Raw genomic sequence first — 18,273 nt, 5'->3', positions numbered from 1 at the left:
GTCAAGAGGGCGTCCACGGAGCAGGCACCGCCGGCCCGATCCGTGGACGCCTCGCGCCGCTACTTCGCGTACATCAGGGTGCCGAAGCCGAGCTGGTCGTAGCCGCCGCTGTCGGAGCCGTAGTCACCTCCCCCGCCCTCGGGCGCGACGAGGTCGTAGTACATGGCCGAGATGTACTTGTCGTCGAGACCGATCCGCCGGTTGTAGTGGAAGTGGAGCATCGCCCACACGGGCCGGATCTGGCCGCGCGAGGATGCGGAGATCACCGTCTGGGACGACTGGGCGCAGCTCTGCCCGGTGCCCCAGGTGTAGGTGGTGAAGGGCACGTCGCTGCCCGCGTTGTACTTGGCGACGTACTGGGCGGCCTCCATGAAGCGGCGGCTGTCGTACGAGTACAGGTCGTCGCCCTGGTTCCAGGCCATCTCGCAGATAGCGCCCATCTGGCCCATGCCCAGGACGGTGTGGCCCTGGTCGCGGCCCGACTCCTGCCACTGGCCGAGCGCGTAGCCGTCCGAGTCGGTGTACAGGTACGGCACGGCGTGCGCGATCGAGCCGTTGCCCGCACCGGACTTGAAGTACGCGACGGCCTGGTCGTACTTGGCGCTGTCCTCGTTGAGGATCCCGATGGCCAGGATCGACGCCATGTTGCAGAGGTCCCAGTTGGCCCAGTAGTTGGTGATGCAGGCGTCGTTGTGGTTGGTGAGGAAGCTGTTGTTGAGCGGGTAGAAGACGTTCGCCAGCATTGCCCTGGCGGCGTCCAGATCGAAGCCGCTGTAGTCCCGCATGAGTTCGCAGGCGTTGGCGAACTGCCAGCCGTAGAGGCCGGCCGCGAGGAACCGGTCGGCGTTCCCGGTGACCGAAGTCAGCGTGGACGACCAGGCGTTGAGGATGTTCGCGGCGCACACGGCGTTCGCCTCGGTGCCGCCGACCTTCCAGCGCAGGGCGTTCTGGTAGGCGGCGGCGATGTCGTTGTAGAGCAGGCTGTAGTTCTGGCCGTCGCCGCCCCGGATGATCGTCGCCGTCGCCCGGTTCGTCCAGGTCGACTGGGAATGGGAGTTGGCGGTCAGCCTGTTCCAGCCGGACAGCCAGGGGTCGGTTCCCGCCGCGACCCTGACCTTGGCCCGGTTGATGTCACCGGCGTTGTGCAGCATGCCGGGGTGGGTGAAGGTGGCCGGGGCCGCGTGCGCGGTCGTGGCCACCGCGGCGCCGCCGAGGGCGACGGCTGCGGTGAGCCCGCCCGCGGTCCTCAACAGACCGCGGCGGCTCAACTCTGTTCTGCGGAGGTGCTCGTGGGGGGAAGTGCGGCTCATTGCTGTGCGTCTCCAATCCGTGGAGGATCAGGTGGGCGTGATGCTCACCTCGTCGAACTCCGTGGTGCAGCGGACCGGTTGACTGCGCGAGCAGACCACCAGGCCGACGTGGTAGGGGGCGTCACCGAAGCCGGGGATCTCTCCGTCGGCGAGGGGGGTCCAGGTGACACCGTCATCGGTGGACAGGGCTGCGCTGAAGGCGGTCCCGGCGCGCTTCAGCCGCAGCAGGGCGGGGAGGGTGACGGCGGCGCCGCCGGTGAAGGCGGAGGCACCGGCCACGGTCTTGCGGAGCATGAGCTGGGCGCTGCTCCCACCGGTGACGACGACTCCCGCCGCCTGGTCGAACGGCGACAGCGACTTCGCCATGAGCAGCCCGATCCGGTCGGTCGTGACACCGCTGCGGGAGACCAGCCGGGCGACGACCTCACAGTCACCGCTGACCGGCCGCCGCACGAACTGCCCTGTCATTCCTTGTCCGTTGGCGTTCAGATCGACGCCCGCGCCCCGCACGGTGAAGGTCCCGCCGTCGTACGACGTGCTGCCCGGCGTGGTGATCGCCACCACTCCCAGCGTCCCGAAGGCACGGTCGTCGAGCACGGTGTCGCCGAGATCGCCGTACGTCCACGGCGCGGGCGGGGCGGTGCCGACCGTGAGGGCGAGGGTGCCGCTCGCGGTACCGGAGGCGTTGGACGCGGTCGTAGCGACCGTGAACTCCCCTGCCTCCGTGGGGATTCCGGAGACGAGCCCGGTGCGCCGGTCGATGCGCAGACCGGCGGGCAGCCCGTCCGCGGTGAACCGCACGGGCTCGTGCGAGGCCCGCAGCAGATACCGGAAGTCGGCACCTTCGTTCGTGAACACTGCTGAGGCGGACGTGAGTCGGGGAACGGAAGGGTGCGGCATCACGGCCCGCGCCGACGTCGAACGCGGCCCGCGTCCACCGGCGTTGGTCTTCGCGACCGTGTAGTGGTACGTCGTTCCAGGCGTCCCCGTCGCGTCGACGTACCAGACGCGGGTGCCGAAGCCGACCGGGCCGACGCGGGTGGCGAGGGTCTTGTACGGCCCGTTGGCTCGGGTGGCGCGCAGGACGGTGTACTCGGCGGACAGGTCCGGGTCGCTCCAGGTCAACTCGACGGCGTCGGCACCGGTTTCGGCCCGCGGGTCGGTGGCGCTGCGTGCGGGGCGGGGCACTTGCCAGACCGTGCCCTTCACGGACGTCACACTGACGTTGTCGAAGGCTCCGGTGCCGGTCTCGGCGTAGTCCGCGTCCACGCCGAGGCAGGAGGTCAGGGCGAGGCCCATGTAGGCCGTACGCCCCAACTCGACGTCAGACACGCCCACTTCTGTCCAGTGGTCGCCGTCCGGTGAGATGGCGCCGGTGCAGCGCGCACCCTTCCGGGTCACCCGCACCCAGTAGGGCTTCCGCAGCCGGTAGCCGTCACCCGCGCCCTCGACGTGCGGGGCCTCCAACGGGGTCGCCGACGTGGGCAGTGTGCCGAGGTCGGAGATCGGGAACGCGGCCGACGTCGTGATCGCCTGCTGCTGCGAGGGCGGTACGGGTGTGCTGCCGGTCGCGGAGATGTCGGCGCCGGTAGTGGGCCGGGTGGAGAACACCCCGCTCCAGGTGTGCAGCGGCAGCCCCTGGATCAGCATCGAGGCGTGTGCCGCGTCCGCGTCGAGGGAGGCCCGGACGGTGACGCCTATCTTGGAGTACTGCGAGCTGAGCGGCCACACGATGCGCGCGGTGACGGTGCCGTCGCCGCGCAGCGGAAGGTGGACGAGGCGGTAGGTGTCGGCGGTGCCGCTCGCCTCCAGGACGAAGCGCTCGCTGTCGAAGGCGGCGAAACCGGGGATCTTCATGTCCCCGACGTCCTGGGTCGACCAGGGCTCGGGGAGACCGGCCACGGCTGCTGCCCATGTCGAACTACCGCTCGTGCCAAAGGTGTTGGAGGCCTCGACCGTGTAGTAGTACGTCCGTCCTGCGTGGACGTTCCGATCGGTGTACGTCGGTCGGCCGACCCCGGACGCGATCTTCTCGTAGTGGCCGTCCACGTCGGTCGCCCGCAGGACCGTGTAGGAGTCGGCCCATGTCGACGGCAGCCAAGTCACCGTGACGGAACGGTCGTTGCCGACCGCCGTGACACCGGCTGGTGGTGATGGCACGGTCGGTGCGAGGGCCGTGGCTCCGGCGTAGGCGAAGGTGCCCCAGCTCGGCAGGTCGTCGTTGCCGCCCTCGACGACGCGGCTGCCGCCGCTGCCTCGGAAGACGGCGTTCTTCGTGTACGGGGTGTCCAGGCCGCGCACACCGGCGTAGTGCGCGTACGCCATCTCGTAGATCGGCGGCAGGGTGCCGCGCGAAGTGGCCGAGACGGACAGCTTGATGTACTTGCCGGTGCGGTCGAGGTCGGGGACGAACGGGACGTCGCCGCCGAGGTTGTAGCGGGCGGCGTATTCGACGTTGGCGAGGATGCGGTTGTCGTCGAAACCCCAGAGGTCGACGCCCTGGTTCCAGGCGACCTGCGCCGCGTCCGCGAGCAGGCCGACCGCGAGTTGTTCGTGGCCCTGGTCCCGGCCGCTCTCCTGGCCCTGGCCGGCGTCGGTGACGATGCGGTGCAGGACGCTGCCGTTGCCCACGCCGGCCGCGGCGAAGCGGAGCGCGTCGTAGAAGAGGGTGGGTTCCTCGCAGAACACGCCTATGGACAGCAGGGATTGAAGGGACGTCAGGTCCCAGTTGCCGTTGGCGTAGAGGGTGTAGCAGGACAGGGCCGGGTACCAGACGCGGCGGAAGGAGTCCTCGCAGCGGGCGATGTCGGCGGCGCTCCAGCCGTCGTAGCCGGTGTGTCGGAGGAGTTCGGCGGCGTTGACGAACTTGAAGGCCTGGAGGCCCGCGCCGAGGGGGCCGTCGGCTCCGGTGATGGCGGTGAGGGAGGCGGACCAGGCGTTCAGGATGTCGCGGGCCTTGTCGGCGTGCGCGGTGTCTCCGGTGACGGACCAGATGAGGGCGTTCTGGTAGGCGGCGGCCGAGTCGGCGGCGGCCTGGTTCTGGTAGTTGGCGGGGCCGCGGCCCCACGTGGTGATCTGACCGGTGTTCTGCACGGCGTACGAGGACGAGGAGCGGGCGTGGGCCGCGAGCGCCAAGTACCCTTCGTAGACCGGCGATTGCTTGGCGACGACCGCCGCCTTCATCCGGGCGAGGTCATCGGCGGTGTGCAACAGGCCGGGGTGGCTGAAGGTCACCTCGGAGTCGGTTTGGGCCGCCGCCGCCCGGCCGGGCACGAGCAGTCCGCTCGCGCCCGACGCCAACAGGAGGGCGGCGGTGCCGCCGAGGAAGCCTCGGCGGCTGAGCGGACCCGTTGTTGTCGACTGCGGCCCGGCGACAGCGCCCCGAAGGGGCGCGGGGAACGGCGCGACCAGCCACGACGGCGCCACAGCCTCCCCAGTACCGGAGCCAGGTGCGGGGATCGTCATGACGCAGCTGCCGCCTCGGCGGTCGTGAGGAACTTCAGGTTGGTGACGTGCTCGTTGTAGAACCACTGGATCTCGTCCGTGGTGTAGAACCAGCTCGGCTTCTTCATCGAGTCGGCGACGACCAGCCCGTTGATCACCAGGTTCTCGAACGTGACGTTGGTGATGGCGTGTTCGGCGTCGTAGCCGAGGAAGAGCGACGGGTTGGCGTGGGTGCCGGTGTAGCTGAGGTTCTTGACGTAGACGCCGTCGATGCCGCGGCCGACCGAGGTGTTGTACTTCGTGTTGTACATGACCTTCATGTAGATGACCTGGCCCCAGCGGAAGTCCTCGATCCGTACGTCCTCGATGCGGACGTTCTTGATCAGGTTGGAGTCGCCGGGGTTGAGGGCGATACAGCCCTGGTAGTTCATCTGGGGTTCGCGGTGGTCGAGGATGTCGATGTTCTTGATGACGAGGTTCTCGATCGTCTCGGGCGCGTCGGAGTTGCCGTGCGTGCCGACGTTGATGGGGTGGGCGACGTCGGCCCAGAGGGTGCAGTTCTTGACGGTGATGTCGCGGGTGTCCCCGTAGTAGTCCCAGCGGTGGCAGTAGATGGCGATGCAGTCGTCGGAGTTGCGCATGAAGCAGCCGTCGAAGGTGATCCCGGTCGAGGAGAAGACGTCGAAACCGTCGCCGTTGCCGCGCGAACTGAACGCGCGCGCCTTGGTGATGTGGACGTTCCTGCTCTCCGCGAACGTGCCCGCGTAACCGGCCGGGTTGAGGATGATGACGTCCTCGACGCGGATGTTCTTGCTGCCCTCGCAGAGGATGGCGCCGCCGGGGTTGTTGTAGAGCACGCCGTGGCCGGTGAGGCGGGACTTCTCCACGTCCTTGAAGTAGACCTGCGCGGTCAGGACGGCGCCGCCCGCCAGGTAGACGGTCTTGCCGCTGGGGACCAGGAGGACGTTGCCGGTGACGGTGTGGACGCCGGGGCCGAAGTAGATGACGTTCGGGTCGTCGGCGGACGGGGTGTGGTGCTCGACGCGGTTGGTGATGAGGTGCAGGGCGTCGAAGATCTCGTCGTTGATCTGGACGACGACGTCCTTCGGCTCTTCGAGGGTGAACCGCAGGGTGTCGCCGAGGAGTTCGGGCTTGATGCCCAGCGCGTCCGGTCTCACCCGGGCCTTGGTGGTGCCGCCCTTCAGGTACGTCACCTCGATCTCCACCGAGCCGTTGAAGTCGAAGTACGCCATCGACGAGTTGTAGACCTTGCCCGACCCGGTGGTGGCGTTGATCTCCTCGAACTGCGGCCGGTAGATGTCGAGGGTCTGCCAGGCGCCGTCGGGGGCGGTGCGGACCCGCACCTGGAAGCTGGTGTTGGTCGGCATGGTCGCGGGGCGCGGGTAAGTGACCAGCTTGGGGCGGGAGTTGTGGCCGCCGCCGGCGTGCGCCGCCGTGGCGGTCAGCCCGGTCAGTCCGGCGGCGAGCGCGGTGGCACCGACGGCTTGCAGGGCCGTACGACGGGACAGGGGCGTGTTCATGCGTGACTCCTTGCAACAGGTGGAGAGGAAGGGCTACTTGAGGCCGCTCGTCGACATCCCGGCGACGAACCCGCGCTGGGCGACGAGGAAGATCAGGAGGATGGGGACGACGTACATCACGGAGGCCGCGGCCTGGAGGTTGGTACTGGGGGTGCCGGCCGCCGAGACGTAGGTGGTCATCACCGCGACGGCGAGGGTGGAGTGGTCGGTGGAGAGCAGGAGTTGGGGCGCTATGTAGTCGCCCCAGGTCCAGGTGAAGGCGATGACGAAGCTCGCCGAGAGCACCGGCCAGGACTGCGGGAGGAAGATCCGCCAGAAGATTCCGGCGTAGCCGCAGCCGTCGACGATGGCCGCCTCCTCCAGTTCGCGGGGCAGGCCCGCGAAGAACTGGCGGAAGAGGAAGACGAGATACGGGGCCGAGGACAGGCCCCACAGCACCCACGGCCAGTAGGTGTCGACCATGCCGAACTTGGCGAAGATCAGGTAGGTCGGCAGCAGGGTGATCATCTGGGGCAGCATCATCGAGCCGATGAGGATGCCGAACAGGACCTTCTTGCCGGGCGCGGTCAGCCGGGCGAAACCGAAGCCGACCCAGGCCGAGCTGAGGGTGACGAGTGTCGCGTAAATGGTCGCGATGATCAGGGAGTTGCGGGCGTAGCCGAGGAAGTCGACGGCCTTGTAGGCGTCGACGAAGTTGTGCCACTCGAAGTGCGTCGGCAGCCAGTGCACCGGAGCCGCCGCCAGCTCGGCGGGGCCCTTGAGGCCGGTGAGGATCAGCCAGCCGAAGGGGCCGAGGAACAGGCCCGTGATGACGACGAGCGCCGTGTAGAGGACGAGCCGGTTGACGCGTATCCGCGTGCGGGCCGGGGAGGTGGGGTTCACGCTGGTGGCGGTCACTTCTGCGCCTCCGGGCCGACGTTGTAGAAGACCACGTCGGCGGTGAACTTGAAGATGAGTCCGGTCGCGATGAGGATCAGGAGGAAGAGCACCCACAGCAGTGCGGAGGCGTATCCGTACCGGCCGAGCGCGAAGTACTCCGAGAACACATGGATCATGTAGGTGTAGTTGGACTGCGGGATCGAGGTGAGGCCGCCGGTGCCGGCGGTGGGGGCGAGCAGCATCGGCATGATGGTCTGCACCGAGGCGATCACCCCGGTCACGGTCTGGAAGAGCAGAACCGGCGACAGCAGCGGCACGGTGATGCTGCGGAAGGTGCGCCAGGTGCTCGCGCCGTCGATGCGGGCCGCCTCGTGGAGTTCGCGGGGCACGTCCTGGAGCCCCGCCAGCGAGATGATCATGATGTTGCCGGCGGCCCAGAGCACCGTCATGACGAGGACGTAGCGGGCGTAGGGGTCGGCCAGCCAGCCGATCGCGTCGAAGCCGAAGAAGGTCAACGCGCCGTTGGCGGCACCGGAGTTCTGGTCGAAGAGGTTCTTGAAGGCGATGCCCGCGCCCACCGGCGGTACCACGGCGGGCAGATAGAGCAGGGTGCGGAAGAGTCCGCGTCCCTTGAGGGGGCGGTTGACGAGGACGGCGAGTGCCAGTCCCGCGATGATCGACAGCGGTACGGAGAGCAGGGCGAACAGACCGGCCCGGCCCAGGGCGTCCCAGGTGACCGAATCGCTCATCAGCTCGCGGTAGTTACCGAGGCCGACGTAGTGCCAGTGCGGCGAGATGCCGTCGTACGTGGTGAAGCTCAGCCACAACGCGTACGCCATGGGCGCGATGGTCAGCAGTGAGAAGCCGATGATCCACGGTGAGGCGAACATGTAGAACGCGCGGTGCTTGCGCGTCGTCATGGACGGCCCGGTGCGCGTGGTGGAACGGGCTCGGCCGGCCTTCGCGATCGGGTGCGGCCGTCCGACGGCCGGCGAGGATGCCTGATCGACCGTCATCCCACTTGCTCCTTGCCGCGGTTGAGTTGCTTGTTGATGACCGAGTTGAGGCGTCCGGCGAGGCGGTCGACGGACATCTCGCCCTGCATCGCGGGCGTGGCGGCCTGGTTGAAGAGGGCCTCGAAGCCGTCGCCCGAGATGTACGGGGAGACGGCGACCACCGAGAAGTGCTTCAGTTCGTTCCGCTGCGCCCTCAACGTCCGTTTCTGGAAGTCCTCCTGATGGGGCATCAGAGGTCGCAGGGATTTCAGGGTGGGGATGCCCCAGCCGCTGGAGGCGCGGGCCTTGGCCGGTGCCTCGCCGAAGAACCACTCGAAGATCCGCCAGGCGGCGTCCTTGTTCCTCGACTTGCGGGGCATCCACATGCCGGTGCCGCCCTGGCAGGCGCTGATCCGGGGGCCGCCCGCGAAGACGGGGGCGGGGGCGAGCCGGGAGACCTCGGCCAGTTTCTTGTCGGTGCCGATCATGCCGCCCATCCAGTAGCCGTTGTTCGACATGGCGAGCCGGCCGGCCTGGTAGGTGGGGCCGTCCCAGCCGTTGGGGTCCGGGAGGACGGGGCTGGGTCCGACCTTGAGCCGGCAGTAGTCCAGGTACCAGGCGAGCGCCTTGCGGGCCTCGGGGGTGGTGAAGTCGACCTTGGAGAAGTCGTCGGCGAACAGGTTGCCGCCGGCCGAGGCGGTCATGGTCGCCATGAGCGTGAGTTTGACCAGGCCGTTGTAGCTGCCGCCGAAGACGGTCGTCTGGCCCTTCGAACGCTGTGCGAGATGCTGGGCGTTGTCGAGCCATTCGTCGAAGGTGACGGGTTCGGTCGCCGACGGGTAGGCGACGCCCTTCTTGTCGAAGGCCGCGGTGTTGTACCAGAACATGGAGTCCTGGGAGAAGTCCTTGGCCATGCCGTAGCGGGGGCCCTTGCCCTGGACCTTTCCGTCGTAGCGCCAGAGGTTGTTGACGGGGTCCAGGTCGTCGGGCCGCAGGACGCCGCTGGTGGCGAAGTAGGAGTCCAGTTCCTGCATCACGTCCCGCGCGGCGTAGAACGCGGCGTCCACGGCGCCGACCCCGCGCACCAGGTCCGGCGGGTAGCCGCTGGTGAGCATCGCGATCAGCTTGGTGATGTCGTAGTCCACCCGCTTGATCGCGATGCCGGTCTCCTTCTTGGCCTGCTTGACGAGGTCGGGGCCGAGGTCGTCGGCCTTCGCCATCACCGTGATGGTCTCGCCCGCTCCGCTCACCCCGGTCGACACCTGGAGCGCGCAGCCGTTCAGCGCCGCCGCACCGACCCCCGCACCGGTCGCCGAGAGGGCGAGAAACCGTCGGCGGCTCAGGGGAGCACCAGCACGTGGGTGCATGACCGCACCACCTCCAATAGAAACCGGTTGTCACGCGTTGGGGCAGAGCTTCTTCCGGCTTGGAAACGGCGTCAAGACCTTGGGCGAACTTTCGAAAAGACTGGGTAACCTCGGTGAGACAGTGCCGGAACGCGGTGTACTAGAAACCGGTTGTCCAACAGATATGGCCCAAGTCCCGGGAACCGGGACCGTGTTCGGGCCGTCAGTGCAGGTCGGCGGCCTGTTCCGGGCTCTCGTCGAGGAAGCCGCCCGACTGGTGCAGCCACAGCTTCGCGTAGGCGCCCTCGGCCGCCAACAGCTCCTGGTGCGTGCCCTGTTCGACGATCCGGCCGCGGTCGAGGACGACGAGGCGGTCCATGCCGGCGACGGTGCTCAACCGGTGCGCGACGACGAGCGCGGTCCGGCCCTCCATGAGCCGCCACAGCGCTTCCTGGACGAGGATCTCGCTCTCGGAGTCGAGGGCACTGGTGGCCTCGTCGAGCAGCAGGATCGGGGCGTCGCGCAGGATCGCCCGGGCGAGGGCGACGCGTTGGCGCTGTCCGCCGGAGAGCTTGATCCCGCGCTCCCCCACCATCGTGTCGAAGCCGTCCGGCAGCGCGTCGGCGAACTCGGTGACGTGCGCCGCCTCGGCCGCCCTGCGGACCTCGGCGTCGGTGGCGTCGGGGCGGGCGAAGGTGAGGTTCTCGCGCAGGGTGCGGTGGAACATCGCGGGGTCCTGCGGGACGTAGGCGATCAGGCTGCGCAGGTCCGCCTGGCGCAGTCTGCTGATGTCCTGGCCGCCGATCATGATGCGGCCCGCGTCGATGTCCGTCATCCGCAGCAGCAGTCGGCTGAGGGTGGTCTTGCCGCCGCCGGAGCGTCCGACGAGGCCGACCTTCGTACCGCCGGGCACGGTCAGGTCGAGCCCGTCGAAGAGGGTGTCCGCGCCGGCGTGGGCGAAGGTCACGTTCTCGAAGCGGACGTCGGTGGCCCGGGTCCGCAAGGGCTCGGGCGAGACAGGGTCGACGACGGTGGGCGGCGCCATCAACAGCTCGGTGAACTGGGCGGCTTCGGTCATCGAGCTTTCCAGACGCCGGTAGATCTGATTGAACTCGAACATGATCCGGGTCGCGTTCGTGTAGTACGTGAAGGCGACAACCACCGCCTCCACGCCGTGAGTTCCGCCACCGAGGGCCACCGCGAGCAGCAGCCCGAGCGCGTTCGTGAGCACGGAGAGCGGTGCGACCAGGGTGTCGATGCGCAGGTTGCCGTAGTCCCAGGAGCGCAGGGTGAGACGCCTCGACTGGGCGACGCGGGAGCGGTGTTCGGCCGCTTCGCGTTCCTCGGCGGCGAAGGCGCGGACCGTGTCCATGTTCATCAGGCTGTCGGCGACATGGCCGGACATCCGGGCGATGGCCTCCTCGCGCAGGTCGACGAGTGCCTGGCGGCGCCGGATGAGGGGCGCGACGACCAGGGCGGTGAGCGCGATCATCGCCAACAGGCCGACGACGAGGAGCGGTTCGTAGCGCCACAGCACGACCGAGCCGAACAGCAGCGGCACCAGGCTGCCCACCACCTGGAACGTCATCGTGTCGACGAACTCCTCGAAGCGGGAGGCGAAGCTCAACACCCGCTTGGTGAGCGACCCGGCGAAGTTGTCGTGGAAGAACGCGGCGTCCTTGGCGAAGAGTTCGTCCATGCCGATCACGTACAGGTGCTCGATGCCGAGCGCGTCCAGCCGGTTCAGACAGTGCAGTCCAAGGCGCCACAACACCTCGGCGAGCAGCAGGACTCCGGCGAACCCGAGGACGTACGGCAGTGTCGTACGGACGCTGATGTCCGCGTCGCCGGCGATCCGGCCGACGAGCTTGGCGACGATCAGCGGGGCGACGTAGTTGATGCCGATGTTGCCCAGCGCGGGCAGCAGTGTGGCGGGCGCGGTCCAACGGCGGAGCCGGACCGACTCCCGTCCGTAGTAGCGAAGTGCGAGTAACACCGAGCCCTTGCGCGGCCCGACGTCGCGCGATTCAGGCGATCCCATCCCCACCCCGTGACATCGATGACGGCCCGGTATAAGCACAGGCCAGAAGTGGCAGTGTCCCGCGCCGACGCCCGTGCGGTCCAAGCGTTTTTCGCCCGACAGCGGTGATGCGCACGGGGTTCGCGGGACCTACGGTGACTCCATGCCGACCGATTCCGTGGGCGAGCCGATGCTGCTTCCCGACATGCCGTTGCACGATCCGTTCGTCGTGGCCGACGACACGACCCGCACCTACCACCTCTACACGTCCAACGACCCTTCCGTGTCGGGCGTGGAGGGCGTCGGCACGATGGTCTACCGCAGTCGTGACCTGCGTGCGTGGACGCGGCCGGTCGTGGTGTTCCTGGCGGCGGAGCAGCCCAACCTCTGGGCCGCCGACGGTGGTTGGGCGCCGGAGGTGCACGCGTGGGGCGGCAGGTACTACCTCTTCACCACGCTGCACGACGAGAACAGCCCGCTCCCGGTACCTCCAACTGGCCGGTGGGGCACGCCGTTTCAGCTCGCGAACCACCGGCGCGGCACGATCACGGCCGTGTCCGAATCCCTGCTGGGCCCCTTCACTTCGGTCGACCCCGCACGCCCCACCCCGCCCAGGCACCTCATGACCCTGGACGGCACGCTGTACGTCGACCCGTCCGGGCAGCCGTGGATGGTGTACGCGCACGAGTGGCTGCAGACCGTCGACGGCACGATGGAGGCGATCCGGCTGGCCCCGGATCTGACCGGCACGATCGGCGACCCGGTCTTCCTGTTCAAGGCCTCGGACGCGCCCTGGATCGGCGAGGAGATCCCCGCCGGCGTACCGCACCAACTCCCGCCCTACGTCACGGACGGTCCGCAGATCTACCGCACGCCCGACGGGTCGCTGCTCATGCTGTGGTCGACGTACGAGAAGAACGTGCCCGGCGCGGACGGCAGCCTCACCGGCGGGTACGTCCAGACCTGTGCCGTCTCCAAGTCCGGTGCGATCGAGGGGCCTTGGCGGCAGCGGCGACCGCTGGTGCGGGAGGACAGCGGGCACGGGATGCTGTTCCGCACGTTCGAGGGGCAGTTGACGATGATCCTGCATCGCCCGTTCGAGAACGCGCGCGGCAAGCTGTACGAGATGGAACTCGTCGGCCACGAACTGCGGGTGCTGCGGCAGCGGACCGACCTGGACGGCGGCGGCTGACGGCGCCGAGCGGTGGGCGGTCCGCCGGATCCCTCACGCGTTCCGTAACGCGCACACCAAGGGCCGTACAACTAATCCCCAACAACAAGTGTCTCGTAGGGAAACCGCACTTGTCCCGGGGGGGATATTTTGATCAAGGTAAGCGTTGTCGTGCCTGTGTACAACGCCGGTTCCTACATTGACCGTTGTGCGCCGTCGCTCGTCAACCAGAGCCTGGGGGCCGACGCGTACGAGGTGGTGTACGTCGACGACGGGTCGACGGACGACTCCGCCGAGCGGCTCGGGCGGCTGGCCGAGGCGCACGCGCATGTCCGGGTCTTTCGGCAGGAGAATTCCGGCTGGCCGGGCAAGCCGCGGAATGTGGGGGTGGACCGGGCGCACGGGAAGTACGTCCAATTCGTCGACCAGGACGACGAGTTGTCGTACGAGGCGCTGGAGCGGCTGTACGCCCTGGCGGAGCGCAACGGGTCGGACATCGTGCTGGGCAAGGTGCACGGGACGATGCAGGGGCCCAGCAATGTGTTCAAGCGGACGGTCGAGCGGTGCACCGCCGCCGACGCGCCGCTCTTCGAGAGTCTGACGCCGCACAAGATGTTCCGCCGGGAGTTCCTGCGGGAGCACGGGATCCGTTTCCCGGAGGGGCGGGTCAGGCTGGAGGACCAGTTGTTCATGGCGCGCACCTACGTGCGGGCCAAGACGGTGTCGATACTCGGCAACTACCCCTGTTACCAATGGAATCGGCGTGAGGACGGCGGCAACAACAGCAGTCGCCGGATCACCGCCGACGACTACTACGGCCACCTGGGCAATGTGGTGGAGGCGATCAAGGAGGGCACCCCGCCCGGCGATCTCCAGGACCGGCTGCTGCGCCGCTCGTACCGGGTGGAGCTGTTGCGGCCGGTGAGTGAGCCGCGGGTGCTGCGGCGTACCGGGAAGGATCTGGAGGAGTACTTCACCACCGTCCGCAGGATGGCGATGACGAGTTATCCGCCGGGGGTGAGCGAGGGGCTCCCGGCGATCAGCCGGCTGCGGGCGGAGCTGCTCGTGCGGGGGCGGCTGGACTCCCTGGTCGAACTCGCCCGCCGCACCGAGCAGATCAAGGCGCACGTCGAGGTGGAGGACATGCGCTGGCGGAACGGCAAGTTGGTGATCCGGAGCCGGGTCGGCATGGTCCGGGCCGACGGCGAGCCGCTCACCGTCGTGGAGCGCGGTGGACACATGCTGCTCGACCCCGAACTCCTGGACGGCATAGAGGGAGCGGAGAACTGGGAGGTCCCGGACCCCTTCTCGTACGCGTACGGGGAACTCATCGTGCACGACACCGCCGACAACCACTGGTGGTACCCCGACGGGGAGTTGACCCCGGCACTGGAGCCGCTCGGCGGCGGCCGGCACCGGGTCGTGGTCGCCGGTGAGACGGTCATCGACCCGCTGACCCTTGCCGGTGACGCGCCCATGGACCCCGGCGCCTATCAAGTCTGGGCCAGCGCGCAGCTGTTGGGGGTAGGCCGCCGCCCCCGGCTGGCCGCCAGCCCGGGCGGCGCCCGCATCCTCCTCGGCACCGTCGCCGTCGGCGCGCCCGCGCGCCTCGTCTCCCCCACCTGGGCCGGCCCCGGCGGCCAGCTCCGGCTCACCGTCGGCATGCCTGGCCGGATCGGCACCACCCGCCGCCTCCTGCTGCGCACCACCGCCGACCACCGCCTCCGGCACGGCGTCCGGGAGGTGCTGCGCCGCCTGCCGTCCGGCGCACGCCGTGGCATTCGGGCGGGGGCGCGGCGGGCGGAGGGGTGGATGGTGGGGTAGCGGGTACGGCGAAGGGGTGGGATCGGGACGGGACGGGATGGGGCGGGGTGTCAAGAGTCCAGGTCGATGGCGGAAGAAGCAGTCGGCATCGACCCGACCACCTCGATGTCCACCGGCCCGACCAGCCGCGCCCAGACAAGCTCCGAAAGCCCCGGGAAGCGCATCACCCTCCAGGGAAGTGGCCAGCTCTCGGAGCTGGAGATCCTTTCGATGAAGCCGCCCTCGTCTTCCGAGAGGACCAAACGCCCAGTGAGGCGTCGTCCCGTTCCGGCCACATCAGCCGTCAGAAGGAAAAACAGGGGCACGGTGGAAGGCGATGGGCGACGCTGATGTGCACCATCCCTCGTACGGTCCGAAGGCGCAGGAGGTTGCGGTATGCGCGGCTCGCCCAACCAGGGCCAGGATGTGGAGACGTTCCGGACGACCGATGTGGGCGAGGCTCGGCAGGTCATCCACGAACGCTTCTACGCCAACTTCATCGACGTGCCCGACGGCGGCGCCGAGTTCATGGCCCGGTACGACATCGCCGCACTCGGTCCGCTCACCCTCGGACGACTCTCCTTCGGCGCGGAGGTGGGCATTCGGTTCGGGGAACTCGGCTCGTACCACGTGGACATCCCCCTCGGCGGGCACCTGAACTGGCGTCAAGGAACGCGCATCCATGCCGTGGCGACGACCACAAACGCCGCCGTCTTCCAGCCGCACGGCGACACGGCCCTGGATCGAGTGAGCACCGACTGCTCCATGCTGGCCGTGAAGATCGACCCCAAGGCCCTCAACGATCAACTCGAACGCCTTCTCGGCCGACCGCTGCGCACCCCCGTCGTCCTCACGCCCGAACTCGACGTCGCGCACGGCGCGGGCCTGAGCTGGGTCCGGATGATCCGCGCGGCGTTCGACGAGATGCGGGCCGGCGGGCTGCTCACCCGGCCGGCGGTCGCCCGCCCGCTCCAGGAGGCCCTGCTGACCGGGCTCCTCCTCGCCACCGGCCACCGCTATCGCGACGAGCTCGACCGACCACAACCCGCCCTGCGCCCCGGCCCCGTCAAGCGTGCTGTCGAGGCCATGCACAGCATGCCGCAACACCCTTTCACGGTAGGAGAGTTGGCCGTGCTCGCCGGGGTGAGCGTGCGGCGACTCCAAGAAGCCTTCCAGCAGTACGTCGGCATGGCCCCGCTGGCCTACCTCACCGACGTCCGTCTCACCCGCGCCCACGACGAACTGCGCCGCGGCACGCCGGGCGAAGTGACCGTGAGCGAGGTCGCCCATCGCTGGAGCTTCGACCACCTGGGCCGTTTCGCGTCCCGCTACCGAGCGCGCTTCGGTGAGTTGCCCTCGCAGACACTGCGTTCCGGGTGACCACAGCTCACACCATCTCCCCGCGCTGTGCGGACAACAGCCGCGCTCAGTGGATCGTGCGCGGCGGCCACCGCGGGCTAGATTCCTGGAGTTCGCGCGGCCGCCTCTTCGGTCAGCCGCGCGGACATCGGCCGGCCCATCTCCATCCCTTCGGGCCGGTCACCGCCCGTCGGCGCCCCCCAACAGCCGCGGGCGGGTCGGCAGCGCGCACGCGGCCTGAACTCCGCCACGGTGTGCTGACCGACACCGGAGAGGGTCCGGGCCGGGGTCGGTGCCGGCCCGGACCTTGACCGTACTCCGCGTGGCCGGCCCAGGGGCCGGTCGTCGCCCGCTGGGCGGTCATGCGAGCCAGGCGGACTCCTTCGGGCGGGTGTGCGGGGAGGTGTCGGTGCCCCCGTGTGCGGCCGAGTGGCCCAGGTAGCGGTGCACGAAGTGGATGCTCATCGCGCCTTCCCCGACCGCGGAGGCCACGCGCTTCACCGAGCCGCTGCGGACGTCGCCCACGGCGAAGACGCCGGGCAGGCTGGTCTCCAACGTCAGGCAGTCGCGGCCCTGGCTCTGCCACAGGTCGGGAGCGGAGCACGCCTGCGCCTCCGCGCCGGTGAGCACGTAGCCGCGTGCGTCGAGGGCGAGCGCGCCGGACAGCCACGCGGTGTGCGGGTCCGCGCCGGTGAAGACGAACAGGGCCCGCACCGCGAGATGGCGATGCTCGCCCGTACGGTGGTCGACCACGGTGACCGCCTCCAGAGCCTTGTCGCCGAGTGCCTCGGTCACCTCGGTGTGCGGCAGGACGCGCGCCCCCGGGTGGCGCTCTATCTGGTCGATCAGGTAGCGGGACATGTGGGCTTCGAGGCTCGGCCCGCGGACGAGCAGATACACCCGCGGCGCGTACGCGGCCAGGAAGAGCACGGCCTGGCCCGCGGAGTTGCCGCCGCCGACCACCGCCACCGGATCGGCACGGCACTGTCGGGCCTCGTAGACGGTCGCCGAGTAATGGACGCTCGTGCCCTCCAACGGCTCGATGCCGGGCGCATGGAGGCGGCGGTAGCGTGCGCCGGTGGCCAGGACGACGGTACGGGCGGTGATCTCGCTGCCGTCGGCGAACCCGACGGCGTAGTGGCCGTCCCGCCGTTCGAGCCGGGCCGCCTCCGCGGGGACACTGATCCGGGCACCGAACTTGCCCGCCTGGAGCACCCCGCGCTCGGTGAGTTCGGCGCCGGAGATGCCGGAGGGGAAGCCGAAGCAGTTCTCGATGCGGGAGGACGTACCGGCCTGGCCGCCGGTGGCCATCGCCTCGACCACGGTCGTGCCGAGGCCCTCCGAGGCGGCGTTCACCGCGGCGGCGAGACCGGCCGGACCGGAGCCGACGATCAGGAGATCACCGCGGGCGTTGCCCGACGGCAGGGGAGGCAGGCCGATGAACCGGGCCAGTTCGGCGTTGCTCGGATTGCGCAGCAGGGTCGTGTCCCGCCAGATCACCAGCGGCGTCTGCTCCGGACCGACCGCGAAGCGGCGCAGCAGCGCCTCGGCCTCCTCGTCCGTCTCCAGATCGATCCAGCGGTGCGGCAGCCGGTTGCGGGCGGCGAATTCGCGCAACCGCCGGGTGTCGGGCGAATAGCGCGAACCAATAATGCGGAAACCGGCGCCCTGTCCGACGAGCAGGGCTCGGCGGCCCAGACAGGCGCGCAGCACCACATCACCGAGGAGGGAGTCCCGGGTGACCAGGTCACGCAACTGGTCCATGGACAGGGCGAGGATCTCGCCGGGGTCCCTGACCACAGCGGTGTAGAAGGCCAACTGTCCGTTCAGGAGGCCGAGTTCGCCGATGAAACGGCCAGGGCCATGCACACGCAGCAGGCGTTCACCGGGCGTGCCGTAGCCCTCGACGATGGCGACCGAGCCGCTGAGGACGACGTAGAACGTCTCGCACCGCTCGCCTTCCCGGATCAGCACCTCACCGGCGTCGGCCGGGCGCCTGCGGCCGTGCCGGGCCAGACGGGTCATCGTGTCGTCCGGCAGGCGGGGATAGGCGCCGTAGATGTCGGGGGTCTCGAAGGGGACGCGCTCGTCCGCCTCCTGTGGCACGGGCGCTTCGCCCGTCCGCGTCTCGTCGCCGGGCATCACACGAACGCCTCGTGGGCGTAGCACCACCGCCAGTCCTCGCCGGGTTCCAGCGACGCCACGATCGGATGGCCGTGGGCGGCGGCGTGACCGCGAGCGTGCCGGTTCGGCGAGGAGTCGCAGCAGCCGACATGGCCGCAGGTCAGGCAGAGCCTGAGGTGGACCCACGAGGATCCGAGTACCAGGCACTCCTGGCACCCTTCCGGGGTCAGCGGCTGGACCGGCCGGACAAGCGCGAGGTGGGGGTCTGCGTGCAGGGTCAT

12 protein-coding genes are annotated in these 18,273 nt (G+C 69.2%); 3 read left to right on the top strand and 9 right to left on the bottom strand.

From position 1 onward, the window contains the following. Positions 1-59: 59 nt before the first annotated feature. The 7 genes from ACIRRY_RS03655 to ACIRRY_RS03625 all read right to left on the bottom strand — a co-directional run bounded on the left by ACIRRY_RS03655 (position 60) and on the right by ACIRRY_RS03625 (position 11,556). Entirely contained in the window at positions 60-1,310 is a 1,251-nt protein-coding gene (locus ACIRRY_RS03655) for an alginate lyase family protein (protein ID WP_403967483.1), read from the bottom strand. A 27-nt stretch (positions 1,311-1,337) separates the two neighbouring features. Continuing rightward, positions 1,338-4,583 (bottom strand): alginate lyase family protein, encoded by a 3,246-nt coding sequence (locus ACIRRY_RS03650; RefSeq protein WP_403968342.1) that lies wholly within the window; start codon positions 4,581-4,583, stop codon positions 1,338-1,340. 188 nt (positions 4,584-4,771) lie between these two features. After that, the gene (locus ACIRRY_RS03645; RefSeq protein WP_403967481.1) at positions 4,772-6,295 is read right to left on the bottom strand and encodes a glycosyl hydrolase family 28 protein; all 1,524 of its coding nucleotides are present in this window, start codon (positions 6,293-6,295) and stop codon (positions 4,772-4,774) included. Positions 6,296-6,328: 33 nt separating this feature from the next. Beyond that, positions 6,329-7,192: a carbohydrate ABC transporter permease gene (locus ACIRRY_RS03640; protein ID WP_403967479.1), complete on the bottom strand. Its 864-nt coding sequence runs from the start codon at positions 7,190-7,192 to the stop codon at positions 6,329-6,331. Then, complete coding sequence (locus ACIRRY_RS03635) at positions 7,189-8,190, bottom strand: carbohydrate ABC transporter permease (RefSeq protein WP_403967477.1); 1,002 nt, start codon at positions 8,188-8,190, stop codon at positions 7,189-7,191. Before ACIRRY_RS03635 ends, ACIRRY_RS03640 begins: the two co-directional genes overlap by 4 nt. Next, on the bottom strand, positions 8,187-9,536 hold the full coding sequence (locus ACIRRY_RS03630; RefSeq protein ID WP_403967475.1) for an extracellular solute-binding protein: 1,350 nt from the start codon (positions 9,534-9,536) through the stop codon (positions 8,187-8,189). Before ACIRRY_RS03630 ends, ACIRRY_RS03635 begins: the two co-directional genes overlap by 4 nt. Before the next feature lie 202 nt (positions 9,537-9,738). Next, positions 9,739-11,556 (bottom strand): ABC transporter ATP-binding protein, encoded by a 1,818-nt coding sequence (locus ACIRRY_RS03625; protein ID WP_403967473.1) that lies wholly within the window; start codon positions 11,554-11,556, stop codon positions 9,739-9,741. Between the two features lie 142 nt (positions 11,557-11,698). On the opposite strand from ACIRRY_RS03625, the gene ACIRRY_RS03620 reads away from it, so the two are divergent. The 3 genes from ACIRRY_RS03620 (at position 11,699) to ACIRRY_RS03610 (ending at position 15,889) form a co-directional block, all read left to right on the top strand. Then, on the top strand, positions 11,699-12,727 hold the full coding sequence (locus tag ACIRRY_RS03620) for a glycoside hydrolase family 43 protein (protein ID WP_403967471.1): 1,029 nt from the start codon (positions 11,699-11,701) through the stop codon (positions 12,725-12,727). Between the two features lie 150 nt (positions 12,728-12,877). Next, positions 12,878-14,530, top strand: coding sequence for a glycosyltransferase family 2 protein (locus tag ACIRRY_RS03615; protein WP_403967469.1), 1,653 nt, complete (start codon positions 12,878-12,880; stop codon positions 14,528-14,530). A 375-nt stretch (positions 14,531-14,905) separates the two neighbouring features. Continuing rightward, positions 14,906-15,889: an AraC family transcriptional regulator gene (locus ACIRRY_RS03610; protein WP_403967467.1), complete on the top strand. Its 984-nt coding sequence runs from the start codon at positions 14,906-14,908 to the stop codon at positions 15,887-15,889. 339 nt (positions 15,890-16,228) lie between these two features. On the opposite strand, the gene ACIRRY_RS03605 is transcribed toward ACIRRY_RS03610, so the two are convergent. Both ACIRRY_RS03605 and ACIRRY_RS03600 read right to left on the bottom strand, forming a co-directional pair. Further along, a complete protein-coding gene (locus ACIRRY_RS03605; protein ID WP_403967465.1) occupies positions 16,229-18,010 on the bottom strand; it encodes an FAD-dependent oxidoreductase in 1,782 nt (593 codons plus the stop codon). Next, complete coding sequence (locus tag ACIRRY_RS03600) at positions 18,010-18,273, bottom strand: UBP-type zinc finger domain-containing protein (protein WP_403967463.1); 264 nt, start codon at positions 18,271-18,273, stop codon at positions 18,010-18,012. Before ACIRRY_RS03600 ends, ACIRRY_RS03605 begins: the two co-directional genes overlap by 1 nt.

It is taken from the genome of Streptomyces sp. NPDC101776, assembly GCF_044766845.1.
In the GTDB taxonomy this organism is placed as follows: domain Bacteria; phylum Actinomycetota; class Actinomycetes; order Streptomycetales; family Streptomycetaceae; genus Streptomyces.
The sequence above is the reverse complement of the archived record's forward strand: the minus strand, read 5'-3'. Positions and strand labels throughout refer to the sequence as shown.